The sequence below is a fragment of the Paraburkholderia dipogonis genome (assembly GCF_046027395.1).
GTDB lineage: Bacteria > Pseudomonadota > Gammaproteobacteria > Burkholderiales > Burkholderiaceae > Paraburkholderia > Paraburkholderia dipogonis_A.
On record NZ_JAQQEG010000027.1, the window covers coordinates 106,516 to 121,375 of the forward strand.

A 14,860-nucleotide genomic window follows, 5' to 3' on the forward strand; every position below is an offset into this window, starting at 1 on the left:
CCCTGGTGTGCGCGCCCGACGACCTGCCTACGTCAGCCGCGGCCGCTCACGCGGCGCGCAAGCCAAGGTTGCGCGCGCGGCGCTGGATTCGACTCCGAATTCGACCGACAGTACCGGCCAGCATCGCGCCCGTGCCGCGCGCCAACTTATCGGCGCAGCGCGTCGGGTATTCCATCCATCTAAAAATTGCGCTCGCCATGCCACACGCCCTGATTGTTGAAGACGATCCCAATAGCCTGTCAGGCCTGTCCGCCATCCTCGCCGCCGACGGCTTCTCCGTCGACACGGCGACCACGATCGCGGAGGCCCGGGCCGCCCTGACACGCTTCATTCCCGACGTCGTGCTGGTCGACCTGAACCTGCCGGACGGCAGCGGACTCGACCTGCTGCAACATCTGCCCGCGCACCCGCCCGGCGGCGCGTTGCCCGTGATCGTGATGACCGGCAATGCGACGGTGGAAAGCGCGATCGAAGGTTTGCGGCACGGCATCTGGGACTACCTGCTCAAGCCGGTCAACATTCCGCGTTTGCGCAGCCTGCTCGCGCGCATCCCGCGACCGTACGAACTGACCGAAGAAGTGCAGACGCTGCGCGCGTCGCTGCGTCAACTCGGCCGTTTCGGCTCGATGCTCGGCCGCAGCGGCGCGATCCAGCACGTCTACGACACGATCGAGCACATCGCGCCGACTGAAGCGGCCGTGCTGATTTCCGGCGAAACCGGCACCGGCAAGCAGATCGCGGCGCGCACGATGCACGATATGAGCCGGCGCCGTAAAGGTCCGTTCATCGCGCTCGACTGCCGGAGCGCGAACAGCGCGGCCGCGCAACGCTCGCTCGACAGCCTGCTGTTCGGTCACGAACGCGGTGCGTTCAACGGCGCCGAGCAGCGCGAACCGGGCCTGTTCGAGCAGGCAAGCGGCGGCACGCTGTTCATCGAAGAAATCGCCGAGTTGCCGCGCGCCCAGCAGGAAGCGCTGCTGCGCGCGCTCGATTCGCAGACCTTCATGCGGGTCGGCGGCACGAATCAGGTGGTGACGGACTTCCGGCTGATCGCCTCGACACGCAAGGTGCCGCGCGCCGCGGTGGCCGACGGCAGCCTGCACGAAGATCTGGCGCTGCGCCTCGAAGCGGCCGCCGTCACGCTACCGCCGCTGCGCGAGCGCGGCGAAGATCCGGCGCTGATCGCCCAGGCGGTGGTCGACGAGTTGAATCACGAAGGGTTGACGCGCGGCACGGCGGAGACCGCCAGGCAGGTCGCGCCAAACTTCCTGCGCGAATGTCTCGCTTATGAATGGCCGGGCAATGTGCGCGAGTTGCGGGACCGCGTGCGGCGCGCGTATCACGCGTCCGGCGACGTGCTGGAATCGCTGCGTGCCGATGAGGCGGCCTCGGCGAACGGCCGCGACCTGAACGGCAGCCGCGTGCAAGTGACCGTGGGCACGCCGCTCGCGGACGTCGAGGAAATGCTGATTCGCGCTACGCTCGATGCGGTCGGCGGTACGCGTCATCGGGCGGCGTCACTGCTGGGCATCAGTCCGAAGACTTTGTACAACAAGCTGCAGCGTATGCGGTTGAATTAAGGCTGCTGCTTGCCCAGGTCGAAAAAACGGCGCCTTCACATTGAAGGCGCCGTTTTTCTTACTTGCTTGCCGCCTGTTCGGCGGCTTATGCAAACGCGCTACGCAGCAGCGCCTGCGCTTGCAGATACTGCGGATCGGCAACCAGCTTGCTCCACTTCAAGGCTTTGCCGCGCGGCCGCATGCGCTTGAGCCGCCGCTGCGATTCCTTCGACGGCGTGACGCGCAGCGCATCCAGCACCGTCTCCGCCTCATCCGGCTGATTGCAGATCAGCACCATGTCGCAGCCGGCTTGCAGCGCGGCGGTGGCGCCTTCGGTCAGCGTGCCGCCCTGGCGCGCGGCTTCCATCGACAGATCGTCGCTGAAAATCGCGCCTTCGAAACGCAGCTTGTCGCGCAGAATCTCCTGCAGCCAGACCCGCGAAAAACCCGCCGGCTTCGAATCGACCTGCGGATAGATCACATGCGCGGGAATCACCGACCCCAACGACAAACCGAGCCAGTCGTACGGCGCCACGTCATCGCGCAGAATTTCGTCGAGCGAACGGTCGTCGACCGGCATGGCGACATGCGAATCCGCGTGCGCGAAACCATGACCCGGGAAATGCTTGCCGCAATTGCTCATGCCGGCCAGCGCGAGTCCGTGGTTCAGGCTCTTGGCAAGCAAGGTCACCACGCGCGGATCGCGGTGGAACGAGCGGTCGCCGATCACCTGCGATTGTCCGTAGTTCAGATCGAGCACCGGCGTAAAGCTCATGTCGATGCCGCACGCGCGCAGCTCCGCCGCGAGGATATAGCCGACGGCCGTCGTCACCTTGGTGGCGTGCAGTACATCGCTGTCCCACAACGTACCGAGCTTGCCCATCGCCGGCAGCACGGTGAAGCCGTCGGTGCGGAAGCGCTGCACGCGCCCGCCTTCGTGGTCGACGGCGATCAGCAGATCCTCGCGAATTGCGCGGATCGAATCGGTCAGTGCGATCAGTTGCGCGCGGCTCTCGTAGTGGCGCGCGAACAGGATCACGCCGCCGGTCATCGGATGGGCAAGGCGGCGCTTGTCGTCGTCGTTCAGCGTTTTGCCGACCACGTCGAGCATCACCGGTCCGGGAGTGGTTTTCATCGATTTCCGCTGGAAAGAAGCCTGAAGCAAGAAGAGACGCGGCCGGCATGCGCCGCGTTCAAGGTATTTTTTATTCGGCGACGTCGGGCGTACCCGCTTGCGCAGTTTCGGCAATCACGAACGACACCGCGTAATCGCGCTCGTCGCTGATCGTGACGCGCGCCGTGATGCCGCGCGCGTCGAGCCATTCGGCCAGCTCACCGGACGCGACCACCATGGGCTCGCCGCTCGGCTTGTTGAGCGTTTGCAGCGCGCGCCAGGTCATCGGCCAGTGCATGCCGAGGCCGATCGCTTTCGAAAACGCTTCTTTCGCCGAGAACCGTGTGGCGAGAAACGCGAGACCGCGCGCCGCCGAACGCGCGTGACGCGCGTGATAGACGCGCAGTTCGTCGGGACCGAGCACCTTCTCGGCGAAGCGGCCGCTGGTGCGCGTCATGACCGCGGCCACGCGGCTGACCTGAACGATGTCCGTACCGATGCCGTAGATCGCCATGCGCGGGCCCGCTGCTTCGGGTTGCATCAGGCGCGCGCGCCGAGACGCGCGGCGACCATGATCGCCTTCATCTCGCGCACTGCGTTGTCCCAGCCGGCAAAGATCGCGTGCGCGACAATCGCGTGGCCGATATTCAGTTCGTCGATGCCCTCGATCGCCGCGATCTGCTGGACGTTCGTGTAGTGCAGGCCGTGGCCCGCATTGACCTTGATGCCGAGCGTCGAGCCGAATTCGACGGCGCGCACCACGCGCTCGAATTCGCGCTGCTGTTCGGCGGGATCGTGGGCTTCGGCGTAACGGCCGGTGTGCAGTTCGATCACCGGCGCGCCGGCTTCGCGGGCGGCGCGAATCTGCGTTTCGTCCGGATCGATGAAGAGTGACACGCGCGAGTTCGCGTCAGCCAGTTGCTTGCACGCGGCGCGCACGGCTTCGAACTGGCCGGCGACATCGAGGCCGCCTTCCGTCGTCAGCTCCTGACGCTTTTCCGGCACGAGGCAGACGTCGTGCGGCTGCACTTCGCAGGCGATGTCGAGCATTTCTTGCGTGACCGCGCATTCGAGATTCATACGCGTCTTCAGAAGCGGCCGCAGCTTGCGCACGTCGGCGTCGACGATATGACGGCGGTCTTCACGCAGATGCAGCGTGATGACGTCGGCGCCGGCCTCTTCGGCCATCAGCGCGGCGCGGATCGGATCGGGATAGGACGTACCGCGCGCGTTGCGCAGCGTGGCGACGTGATCGATGTTCACGCCCAGGTCAATCACATTCGGCGACGTAAGAAAGAAGCTCATAAGTTCTGCAAGTCGATCAGGATCTGGCGCGTCGCGAGCGGCGTGCCGCCAAGGTAAGTGTTGAGCAGAAAGCGCATCAGCGTTTTGCTTTGCGCCACGGTCTGCGCTCGATGGTAATCGTCCTGTTCCATGTCGAGCAAGGTCTGTCCGGCGATCACCGGCCATTGCGCGGGAAGATCGTCGGAGGCTTCGCGCACGCCGCGCTCCGGATCGAACACATAGCGGCCTTCGGCCAGCACCGCTTTGCGCGCAACGGTGCGATCCAGCGCCATCGCGTAGCCGGTTTCGCGCAGCAGCACGCGCTCGAACGAACGCAGCACCTGCACGGGCGGCTCGTCGTGCGCGAGACGCGTCATGGTGACGACGTAGTGATGGAAGAGTTGCGGATGCGGATCTTCGCGCGCGCAGAACTTGACCAGCAGTTCGTTGACGTAGAAGCCGCACAGCAGCGCGTCGCCGGCCAGCGGCAACATGCCGCCGACCCATTCGGCGCCGGTCAGCGTGCGCACTTCGGATTTGCCCGACCATGACAGCGCGAGCGGCTGAAACGTCTGCAACACGCCGCGCAGCGCGGAGTGCGGACGCTTCGCGCCCTTCGCGACGAGCGCGAGACGGCCGTGATCGCGCGAGAGCACATCGATGATCAGACTGGTCTCGCGATACGGATAACTATGGAGAACGAAGGCGGGCTGCTCCGCGATCCGATAGTCGGACGCGGAGGTACGCGGAGCGCGGCGTGGCGGCGCTTTACGTGGTTCGCCTTCGGCGCCCTGGGCGCTTTTACTCGAGGATTTTCTGGTGCTACGAGCGGGTTTGGACGGCTCGCGTGCCGGCGCGGCCGGCTCCGAATCGTCCGGATCAGCGTCGGAATTCAGCGTCATCCACGCGTCATTCGTACCCATACGCGCGAAGTCCGGCTTCGTTGTCGGCCCAGCCGCTCTTCACCTTGATGAAGGTTTCCAGATACACCGGACCGTCGAACAGCTTTTCCATATCGAGGCGCGCTTCGGTGCTGATCTGCTTCAGCTTGGCGCCCTTCTGGCCGATGATCATCGCCTTGTGCGTGTCGCGGTCGACCATGATGGTCGCGAAAATGCGGCGCAGGCGCCCTTCGGTTTCGAACTTGTCGATCAACACGGTGCTCGTGTACGGCAGTTCGTCGCCAGTCCAGCGGAACACCTTCTCGCGCAGGATTTCCGCCGCGAGGAAGCGCTCGCTGCGATCGGTCAGGTCGTCTTCGCCGTAGATCGGCGCGCCTTCCGGCAGGAACGGCTTGACGGTCGCCATCAGACGCTTGATGTCGTCGGGATGTTTCGCCGACAGCGGCACGATCTCGGCGAACTTGTGCAAGCCGCTGACCTGCTGCATGAACGGAAACAGCGAATCCTTATCCGACACGCGGTCGAGCTTGTTCGCGATCATCAGCGTGGGCACCGACGGAGGAATCAGGTCGAGCACCTTCTGGTCGTCCGGGCCGAAACGGCCGGCTTCGATCACGAACAGGATCGCATCGACCGAAGTCAGCGTGGACGTGACCGCGCGATTGAGCGAACGGTTCAGCGCGCCGCTGTGCTTGGTCTGAAAACCCGGCGTGTCGACGAAAATGTATTGTGCGTCTTCGAGCGTGTGAATGCCCGTGATGCGATGGCGCGTGGTCTGTGCCTTGCGCGACGTAATACTGACTTTCTGGCCGACCAGCGCGTTCATCAGCGTGGATTTGCCGACGTTGGGGCGGCCGACGATCGCGACCATGCCGCAGCGAAAACCAGTGGGAGTGGGAGCGTTCATATTCGGGCTACGGCAAGTTTCAGATCGACGCGCGGGAATGGCGCGCCGATGGCAATCAATGGCCCGCGTCGGCGACGCGCGTTTGCACCGCGTCGGCTACGCCGGGTTCGTGTTCGGTCGGTGCCGCTGCTGCGCTCGGCGCGGGCACGGCGGGACCGGGTGTGGCTTCGCGGCTGCGGTGTTTGTCGACGCTGCGGACCGCAGCGGCTTCCGGTTTGGCTTCTGGTTTCGCTTCCGGCCTGGCTTCGGCGGGTTTCGCATCCGCGGCCTTGGTTTCGAGCTTTTCGGCGACTTTTTCCGCTGCGGCTTTGTCAGCGGACTTGTCGCCCGCGTGAGCGGCCGTCTTCTCTGCCTTCTCAGCGCGCTCGGTCTTGTCCTGTCCGCTGTACTCCACGTGTGCGGCGCGAATCACCGCCAACGGCGCAGCGGCGGCTGTCAGCGTGGGGCGTTCGGCTGCCGGTTCCGCGGCGGCGGCCGCGCGGGACTCACCGCGCCCCGCTCCGCGCTCGTTCTTGCGATCCGGGCTGCGCAAATCCAGCGCGGCCTGCACGCCGGTCACGCCGGGAACGATCTCCGGCTCGGCATTCTTCGCCGCGCGAGCGCCTTTCGAGCGCTTGGGCTTGGCGACCACGGCAGGCGCCGCGGCCATCACTTCGTCGAGCGCTTTTTTGGCCGCTGCCTGCTCGGCCGCGCGACGGCTCGCGCCAGAACCGGAGACTTTCACGTCCAGTTTCGGCACCGTGCATTCGACTTCGAATTGCTGATTGTGCGCCGCACCATGCGTGGCGACGACCGTGTAGGTCGGCAACGCGATCTTGTGACCTTGCAGATACTCCTGCAGCAGCGTCTTGGCGTCCTTGCCGAGCGTGCGCGGGTCGATGTGATCCAGAATGGGCACGTAAAGGCGCTTGATGACCGTCTGGGCGGCGTCGAAGCCGCCGTCGAGGAACACTGCGCCCAGCACCGCTTCGAGCGTGTCAGCGAGGATAGAAGGCCGGCGGAAACCACCGCTGCGCAACTCGCCTTCCCCCAGTCGCAAGCCTTCGGAAATATTGAGGGCCTGAGCGATTTCGTAAAGCGACTGCTGTTTGACCAGATTGGCGCGGACGCGCGACAGGTCGCCTTCGTCCAATTTGCTGAAGCGTTGGAACAAAAGCGCAGCCACCGCGCAATTTAGAACGGAATCGCCGAGAAACTCGAGCCGTTCGTTATGCGTGGAACTATGACTGCGGTGCGTTAAAGCCTGGCGCAACAATTCCGCATTGCGAAATTCGTAGCGCAGACGGCTTTCCAACGGAGATAGGGGCATGGGCAGAGTATAACGCGGGCGCCTGACCCGGCGAAAACGCAGGGCGGCCAGCGGAAAAAGCGTGGTGAAGCGACGTTACCGCGGGATCTTAAAGTAGCGTGATAACACGCCGCGGCTCACGTGACCTGGTGAAGGCCAACCGCGCGGCGTGTCGTGCAATCGACGCACACGAACTCAGTTGAATGAGCCGATGCGTTTCAGATTGCTGAAGTTCATCCAGATAAAAAACGCGCGGCCGACGATATTCTTGTCCGGCGCAAAGCCCCAGTAACGGCTGTCCGCGCTGTTATCGCGGTTGTCGCCCATCATGAAGTAATTGCCCGGCGGCACCTTGCAGATCACGCCGCGTGCGTTGTACGTGCAGTTGTCGCGATACGGATAATCTTCGGCGCCGACGATGAACGGCGGCACCGCCGGATTGTTCAGAATGGCGTTCTTGCGGCCGTCGAGATCTTCTTCGAACTGCTTCGCGTAACCCATGCGTTCGTCGTCGAGATAATCGGGCAGCGGCGTTTCCGGTACGGGCTTGCCGTTGATCGTGAGTTGCTTGTCCTGATACGCGACGGTGTCGCCCGGCAGGCCGATCACGCGCTTGATGTAATCGACCGATTCGTCTTTCGGGTAGCGGAATACGACCACGTCGCCGCGTTGGAGCGGACGGCCTTCGGTGATCTTCGTGTTGGTGATAGGCAGACGGATGCCGTAGTCGAATTTGTTCACGAGGATGAAGTCGCCCACCAGCAGCGTCGGCACCATCGAACCCGAAGGAATCTTGAACGGCTCGACCACGAACGAGCGCACCACGAACACCACCAGAATCACCGGGAAAAAGCTCGCCGAATACTCGAGCCACCACGGTTGGCGCAGCTTGTCGTCACGCAGACGGGCGCGCGTTTGCGCCGCGTTTTCGTCGGCGAAACGCTCGCCGATGCGTGCCTGCTGGCGGTCGAACTCGGCGACCGCGGCTTCCGCCGCGCGGCGCCGTTGCGGCATGAAAACCAGTTTGTCTGCGACCCATGCGACGCCCGTCAAAATGACGAGCACAAAAAGAATCAGCGCAAAATTCATAGGGTTCCGTTGTTCGTCTTATTTGTCTTCGACACGCAGGATCGCGAGGAAAGCCTCTTGCGGAATCTCGACCGATCCCACCTGCTTCATTCGCTTCTTGCCTGCCTTTTGCTTTTCCAGCAGCTTCTTCTTACGAGAAATGTCGCCGCCGTAGCATTTTGCCAGCACGTTCTTACGCAACGCTTTAATGTTTTCGCGCGCAATAATGTTCGCGCCGATGGTGGCCTGAATCGCAACGTCGTACATTTGGCGCGGAATCAGTTCACGCATTTTCGACGCCACTTCGCGGCCGCGATACTGGCTTTGCGAACGGTGCACGATGACCGACAGCGCGTCGACCTTGTCGCCGTTGATCAGCATGTCGACCTTCACGACGTCGGCCGCGCGGTATTCCTTGAACTCGTAATCCATCGACGCATAGCCGCGAGAAATCGACTTCAGACGATCGAAGAAATCGAGCACGACTTCGCCCATCGGGATTTCATAGGTCAACTGCACCTGACGGCCGTGATACTGCATGTTGATCTGCGTGCCGCGCTTTTGCGTGCACAGCGTGATCACCGAGCCGACGTAGTCTTGCGGCATGTACAGATTCACGGTGACGATCGGCTCGCGCACTTCTTCGATCTTCGACGGCTCCGGCATCTTGGCCGGATTCTCGACCATGAGAATCGTGCCGTCGCGCTGCAGGACTTCGTACACCACGGTCGGCGCCGTGGTGATCAGGTCCATGTCGAACTCGCGCTCGAGACGTTCCTGCACGATCTCCATGTGCAGCAGACCGAGGAAGCCGCAACGGAAACCGAAGCCAAGCGCCTGCGACACTTCCGGCTCGTACATCAGCGAGGCGTCGTTCAGCTTCAGCTTTTCCAGCGAATCGCGCAGCGCGTCGTACTGGTTTGCTTCGACCGGATAGAGACCGGCGAACACTTGCGGCTTCACTTCCTTGAAACCCGGCAGCGGCTCGGCGGCCGGACGGTTCACCAGCGTGACGGTGTCACCCACCTTCGCCGCGGCCAACTCCTTGATGCCGGCGATGATGAAACCCACCTGCCCGGCCGACAGCGATTCGAGATTCTTCGACTTCGGCGTGAACACGCCGACGTGCTCGACCGGATACTGCGCGCCGGTCGCCATCATGCGGATCTTGTCTTTGGGACGCAGCGTGCCGTTGACGATACGCACCAGCATCACGACGCCGACGTAGTTGTCGAACCACGAGTCGATGATCAGCGCCTGCAACGGCGCTTCCGGATCGCCCTTGGGCGGCGGCACTTTGGCGATCAGTGCTTCGAGCACGTCTTCGACGCCGAGGCCGGTTTTCGCGCTGCAATGCGTCGCGTCGGTTGCGTCGATGCCGATCACGTCTTCGATTTCGGCGATCGCGTTTTCGGGGTTCGCCGCCGGCAGATCGATCTTGTTGAGCACCGGAATCACGTCGACGCCGAGTTCGATCGCCGTGTAGCAGTTGGCCACGGTTTGCGCTTCCACACCCTGGCTTGCGTCGACGACCAGCAACGCGCCTTCGCATGCGGACAGCGAGCGGCTGACTTCGTACGAGAAGTCGACGTGGCCCGGCGTGTCGATCATGTTCAGGTTGTAGACTTGCCCGTCACGGGCCTTGTACGTCAGTGCGGCGGTTTGTGCCTTGATGGTGATGCCGCGCTCGCGTTCGAGATCCATCGAATCGAGCACTTGGGATTCCATCTCGCGGTCGGACAGGCCGCCGCAGATCTGGATGATGCGATCGGCGAGCGTCGACTTGCCATGGTCGATGTGCGCAATGATCGAGAAGTTACGAATATGATCCATTCAGTGCCGATCAAGCAAAAAAGGCGCGCTCGGACAATAGCGGAGCACGCCTTGTAAGTAGGTGAAAAACCTATCTATTTTAGCCGAAAAGGCTATCGCCCGGCGCATCTTGCGAAGCGCGGGCGGAAAAGACGGCTCAGGAGAGGCGTGAAACTGGGAGTGAACGGCGCGGCGTCGACGTTGTGCCTGAACGCCCGAGCCAGGCTCAGGATGCCGCCGCGACCCGTGTGGCGAGCGCGGCACGAACCCGCGCTTCGTCGAGGTGATAGTGACACAGTTCGACGCCGTCGCAGACCAGAACCGGCACCAGTTCGTTGTAACGGGCTTCCAGCAACGGATCGGTGTCGACGTCGATGACCTCGACCTGCGCGCCGAATTCGGCCAGCAAGGGCTCGAGCGCGGCACGCATGTCGTCGCAAAGATGGCACCACGCGCGCCCGTAGAGCGTGAGCGGCGCCGCCTTCGTCATTTCTGGACGCTGCGCGGCCGGATCGGCACGAACTGCGTGTTCTCGCCGCGGCGAACCAGCAGCGCGACCATCTTCTGCGAATCGAGGTGCGAGCTCACGTCGTCGAACTGCTTCGCGCTCGTGATGTCCGTGTCGCCTACCCGCAGGATGATGTCGCCCTTTTGCAGGCCGACGCGCGCTGCGGGGCCGTCCGCGGCGTCGATCTGCACGCCGTTGTGCAGCTTCAGCGCCTTCAGCTGATCGGCAGGGATATCGCTGACGGCCACGCCCAGCGCGTTCGTGGCGCGCTGCTTCGGCGGCTGCGGCTTCTTCTGATCCGCCTTGGCCGATTTATCCGGCTGCATCTCGGCGATCGTCACCGGCAGATCGCGCGTCTGGCCTTTGCGCCAGATCGTGATCGTCGACCTGGTGCCCGGCTTCGTGTCGCCGACCATGCGCGGCAGGTCCGTTGCCGTGTCGACCGAATGGCCGTTGAACTTCAGGATGATGTCGCCCGGCTGCACGCCGGCTTTGTCCGCCGGGCCGCCCGGTTCGACGCTGCTGACCAGCGCGCCCTGCGCCTTCGGCAGACCGAGCGAGTCGGCCACGTCTTTGGTCACTTCGCCGATCGCCACGGCGATCCGGCCGCGCACGACCTTGCCCGACGCCTTCAACTGATCGGCCACACGCATGGCTTCGTCGATCGGAATCGCAAACGAGATGCCCATGAAGCCGCCGGTGCGGCTGTAGATCTGCGAGTTGATGCCGATCACCTCGCCCTGCATGTTGATCAGCGGACCGCCCGAATTACCCGGATTGACGGCCACGTCGGTCTGGATGAACGGCAGATAGTCGCCCGTGTCGCGCCCCTTGGCGCTGACGATGCCGGCCGTCACCGTATTCTCGAGACCGAACGGCGAGCCGATCGCGACCACCCATTCGCCCACGCGTACCTTGTTCGAGTCGCCGATCGTGATGGTCGGCAGATTGGCGGCGCTGATCTTCACGACGGCAACGTCGGTCCGATCGTCCACGCCGATCAGCTTCGCCTTGAATTCGCGCTTGTCGGTGAGCGTGACATAAATGGTGTCCGCGTCGTCGACGACGTGCGCGTTGGTCATCACATAGCCGTCCGCCGACAGGATGAAGCCCGAGCCGACGCCGCTGTTCTGCTCGGCATCGCTGTTATCCGGCGAGTCCTGGCTGCCGCCACTCCCGCCGTTGTCGCCGCCCCGCGGCGTACCTGGCGAACCCGGCGATTGCGGCGACTGCGGCAACGGGATGCCGAAGAAGCGCCGGAAAAACTCCGACATGTCGCCGTCGTCCATACCTGGCGGCAATCCGCCGCGAGCACCGCTGTTCGACACGCGAGTAGTCGTGCGAATGTTGACGACCGCCGGGCCGACCTTGTCGACCAGATCAGTGAAGTCGGGCAGATTGGCGGCAGGAGCCGCCGACGCCATGTGCGGCACGAGCGGCAAACACGCCGCTACCACCGCGGCCGCGAGGAATTTGCGCACCGAGAAAGTCGTCATATCGTAGCAAGCCGAGGGATTCAGGATTCGGAGGATTACTTCGGAGCTTTGTATTCTATGGCAGACGCAAATTGCTGCAATGTGGTCTGGGGCACTTCACCAAGCAGAGTAATCCAGAAGTCGCCGCGACGCTTGACGAGCACGTGCGTGGCGCCGCTGCTGCCCGCGCCTTCCTTGCGCGTGTTGTTCTCGACCGGCTCGACGAACACCGAAATGGCCGCGAGGCCGTCGGAGAACACCGCCTGGTCCACCGGAATAGTCGGCTGACCCGGATCGCGCGCGGCCATTGGACGGCGCAGTTCACGAATCTTGCGGAAGCCGGGCACCGTCGGCGTGATCTGCCAGCCTTGCGCGGCCATGTCGACCGGCTCGACCGGCGGACGCACCACGGTCCAGCCCGCCGTATTACGAATTCCGCTGACGATGCCGGCCTTGTCGACCGGCACGCCGATGCGAATCTGCGAAAACGACAATTGTTCGAGCACCTGGCCATTCGGGTCGAGCGTTTGGGCACGCAGCAGGAGACCGGTCTTCTTGTCCGCCCACAACTTGTAGGCGAAGCGATACGCGTCTTTTGGATCAAGCTCGATCACCTGGCTGTCGACGCCCGCAACGCGGTCGTCGCCGAGCAGCTTGGGCTCGTAAACCGACAGCACCTGCTCGCCGCTCACGGCCAGCAGCGCGGGGAACGAATCTTTGTTCTGACGCTTCTCGACGACACACAGATGCCGCTCTGGCACGAACGTATAGAGATCCTCGTTATGACGCAGCATCTTGCGCGGCTTGCCGTCGAGGCTTTCGAGCTGCTCGAATTCGCCGTCCGTACGGGTCGCATAGTGCGCGATTCGCGAAGTCTGAACGTAATTGCCGCGCTGGTAGACGAACGCGCCCTCGTAATTTTGCTGTTGCGCGGCCTGATGGATACGATCGAGCAGATCCGCGGCCGTGCGACGGGCGACGAGCGGATCGTCAGTTTGGGCAAAGACCCGCGGTGTAGCGGACAACAATACGGCTGCGCAGAACAGAAATGCCGGCAGCCGCCCCCAGATAGTCGTTTTATTCAACCGCGGAGTCTGCATCAAACTATTGGCCTTGCGTAGAGACTGCGGCAGCCCGAATCAGCGGCATCGAGCCCGGCATGACCGGTTGTTGCGCGAATTGCTGGTGAGCTTCCAGATACTGGTCGAGACTGGCGTCACGAATGATGTTGGCATCTTGCGCGACCGGCTGCACCGTAGCCGGCGCCGGCGCCATGGCCACACGTTGCAGCGCATCGCCATGCGACTGGACCGACGCGAGTTGCGCCGCGCCCGGACCGCCCGGCACGCCTTGCAGTTGCGGCACCACGATCCACGTCAGCGTGGCCGCAGCGGCTGCGACGGCAAACGCCGGCACGACCCGGCGGCGCAGCGCCAGCAAACGGCGCGCAACCGGCATGGCGGCGGGCGCCAGGACGTGCGGCTCGTTGTCGAAGCGCGCGGCAAAGCCGCTCAGGAACGCGCTGCTCGCCGCCGGGCTGACCGCCAGATCGTCAGAACGCAACGCGTCGCCGATCAGGTGATAGCTCGACCAGGCGGCGCGATCCTCGCCGTCCAGCCCAGAAATAAACGTGTCCAGATTCAGATGCTCTTCGCCGAACAGCTCACCGTCGACAAAAGCGGACAGACGCTCGCCGCGCGAGCTGGCTTGCGATTGCATCGAGACCGACCCCATGATGCTCCCCATCTTACAAATACCCCGTAGTGACACCACTAATCCAGATATTGCACCCGCGTCCCTTCCAACCGGCTGGTGGTTTACCAGCGCTTGCCTTCAGGTGTGTCAAGCAACGGACGCAATTTTGCCGCAATGGCTTCGCGAGCGCGGAAAATTCGTGATCTGACTGTGCCAATTGGGCAACCCATCATCTCAGCGATTTCCTCGTAGCTCAAACCTTCAATTTCACGAAGAGTAATGGCGGTGCGCAACTCTTCCGGTAAAACCGCCATCGCAGCATTGACCGTCTCAGCGATCTGCTTGCTCATCAACATCGACTCAGGCGTGTTGATATCCCTTAGTTGGTCCGCGTCCGAGAAAGTTTCAGCTTCTTCAGCATCTGCTTCGGTCGAGGTCGGTGCGCGCCGCCCTTGGGTCGCAAGGTAGTTCTTTGCCGTGTTGACGGCAATCCGGTACAACCACGTATAAAAGGCCGATTCGCCGCGAAACTGCGGCAGCGCCCGGTACGCCTTGATAAAGGCGTCCTGAGCGACGTCTTCCACTTCGGCGGGGTCCCGCACGAGGCGCGAGATCAGCCGGAGAATCTTGCGGTGGTATTTGGAGACCAGAAGCTCGAACGCGGCCTTGTCGCCCTTCTGGACGCGCTCGACCAGCACCTGATCAATTTCTTTTTCGCTCACCTGATAAATCCGTTAACTATAGGGCGCATGGCGGGGCACCATTGTAGCGTTCCCGTCATCTGGGCACGTTACGCCGGTAACAGCGGTTACAGTCGTTACAGTCAGGCGCCGGCGCCGCGCCGGCCCAGCACGGCCAGCTCCCGGAAGATGGGGGCCGGAAGTGCGTCGGCGGCAAGCAGCAAAGTGCGCGAGCGCCCCTGTTCCGGCATGAGCGCCAGAATCAGCAAGCGGCCGCTCCACTGCGAACAGCCAGCAATGCGGCCTTGCGCCAGCAAGGCTCCGGTGCGGCCCCAGACAGACAAGCCGTCCGGCCCGATTTTCAGCGCGACGGGCTGCGCGCGCTCATACCGGAGCGCGCAAAGCGCAAGCCACGCCCACACGGCGAGCGTCAACGGAACCGCCTGCCACGCCCCCAGATGCGACGCGAGGCAAGCAAAGACGGCCGACGTCGCCGTCAGAACGAAAACCCTCAACGCAGCCCAGATGGCGACGGAGCGCCCCCCCCCAAAACCCAGCGGCGCGCCCG

Annotated in this window: 15 protein-coding genes; 1 reads left to right on the plus strand and 14 read right to left on the minus strand. The window is 63.4% G+C overall.

Annotation, left to right across the window (positions count from 1 at the left end):
- Positions 1-197: 197 nt before the first annotated feature.
- On the plus strand, positions 198-1,580 hold the full coding sequence (locus PQR32_RS26480; protein WP_408233784.1) for a sigma-54-dependent transcriptional regulator: 1,383 nt from the start codon (positions 198-200) through the stop codon (positions 1,578-1,580).
- Between the two features lie 85 nt (positions 1,581-1,665).
- On the opposite strand, the gene nagZ is transcribed toward PQR32_RS26480, so the two are convergent.
- From nagZ to PQR32_RS26550, 14 genes are all read right to left on the minus strand, one after another.
- A complete protein-coding gene (gene nagZ, locus PQR32_RS26485; protein ID WP_408233786.1) occupies positions 1,666-2,694 on the minus strand; it encodes a beta-N-acetylhexosaminidase in 1,029 nt (342 codons plus the stop codon).
- A 70-nt stretch (positions 2,695-2,764) separates the two neighbouring features.
- Positions 2,765-3,187, minus strand: a complete 423-nt coding sequence (gene acpS / locus PQR32_RS26490; RefSeq protein ID WP_408233826.1) for a holo-ACP synthase — start codon at positions 3,185-3,187, stop codon at positions 2,765-2,767.
- Positions 3,188-3,213: 26 nt separating this feature from the next.
- Positions 3,214-3,978 (minus strand): pyridoxine 5'-phosphate synthase, encoded by a 765-nt coding sequence (gene pdxJ / locus PQR32_RS26495; RefSeq protein WP_408233789.1) that lies wholly within the window; start codon positions 3,976-3,978, stop codon positions 3,214-3,216.
- Positions 3,975-4,880, minus strand: a complete 906-nt coding sequence (gene recO / locus PQR32_RS26500) for a DNA repair protein RecO (protein ID WP_408233792.1) — start codon at positions 4,878-4,880, stop codon at positions 3,975-3,977. Before recO ends, pdxJ begins: the two co-directional genes overlap by 4 nt.
- On the minus strand, positions 4,867-5,766 hold the full coding sequence (era, locus tag PQR32_RS26505) for a GTPase Era (RefSeq protein WP_408233795.1): 900 nt from the start codon (positions 5,764-5,766) through the stop codon (positions 4,867-4,869). Before era ends, recO begins: the two co-directional genes overlap by 14 nt.
- Before the next feature lie 55 nt (positions 5,767-5,821).
- Positions 5,822-7,075, minus strand: a complete 1,254-nt coding sequence (gene rnc / locus PQR32_RS26510) for a ribonuclease III (RefSeq protein ID WP_408233798.1) — start codon at positions 7,073-7,075, stop codon at positions 5,822-5,824.
- Between the two features lie 174 nt (positions 7,076-7,249).
- Positions 7,250-8,143, minus strand: coding sequence for a signal peptidase I (gene lepB, locus PQR32_RS26515; RefSeq protein WP_310814328.1), 894 nt, complete (start codon positions 8,141-8,143; stop codon positions 7,250-7,252).
- Positions 8,144-8,161: 18 nt separating this feature from the next.
- Positions 8,162-9,955 carry a translation elongation factor 4 gene (gene lepA / locus PQR32_RS26520; RefSeq protein WP_408233802.1) on the minus strand — a complete coding sequence of 598 codons (1,794 nt, stop codon included), beginning with the start codon at positions 9,953-9,955 and terminating at the stop codon, positions 8,162-8,164.
- Positions 9,956-10,160: 205 nt separating this feature from the next.
- On the minus strand, positions 10,161-10,424 hold the full coding sequence (locus PQR32_RS26525) for a glutaredoxin family protein (RefSeq protein ID WP_408233805.1): 264 nt from the start codon (positions 10,422-10,424) through the stop codon (positions 10,161-10,163).
- Positions 10,421-11,938: a DegQ family serine endoprotease gene (locus tag PQR32_RS26530; RefSeq protein ID WP_408233808.1), complete on the minus strand. Its 1,518-nt coding sequence runs from the start codon at positions 11,936-11,938 to the stop codon at positions 10,421-10,423. The genes PQR32_RS26525 and PQR32_RS26530 overlap by 4 nt, the downstream gene beginning before the upstream one ends.
- Before the next feature lie 35 nt (positions 11,939-11,973).
- Complete coding sequence (locus PQR32_RS26535; RefSeq protein ID WP_408233811.1) at positions 11,974-13,017, minus strand: MucB/RseB C-terminal domain-containing protein; 1,044 nt, start codon at positions 13,015-13,017, stop codon at positions 11,974-11,976.
- Positions 13,018-13,021: 4 nt separating this feature from the next.
- Positions 13,022-13,651, minus strand: coding sequence for a sigma-E factor negative regulatory protein (locus tag PQR32_RS26540; protein ID WP_408233814.1), 630 nt, complete (start codon positions 13,649-13,651; stop codon positions 13,022-13,024).
- Between the two features lie 83 nt (positions 13,652-13,734).
- A complete protein-coding gene (rpoE, locus tag PQR32_RS26545) occupies positions 13,735-14,334 on the minus strand; it encodes an RNA polymerase sigma factor RpoE (RefSeq protein WP_006051939.1) in 600 nt (199 codons plus the stop codon).
- A 101-nt stretch (positions 14,335-14,435) separates the two neighbouring features.
- On the minus strand, positions 14,436-14,807 hold the full coding sequence (locus tag PQR32_RS26550) for a hypothetical protein (RefSeq protein ID WP_408233829.1): 372 nt from the start codon (positions 14,805-14,807) through the stop codon (positions 14,436-14,438).
- Positions 14,808-14,860: the final 53 nt, after the last annotated feature.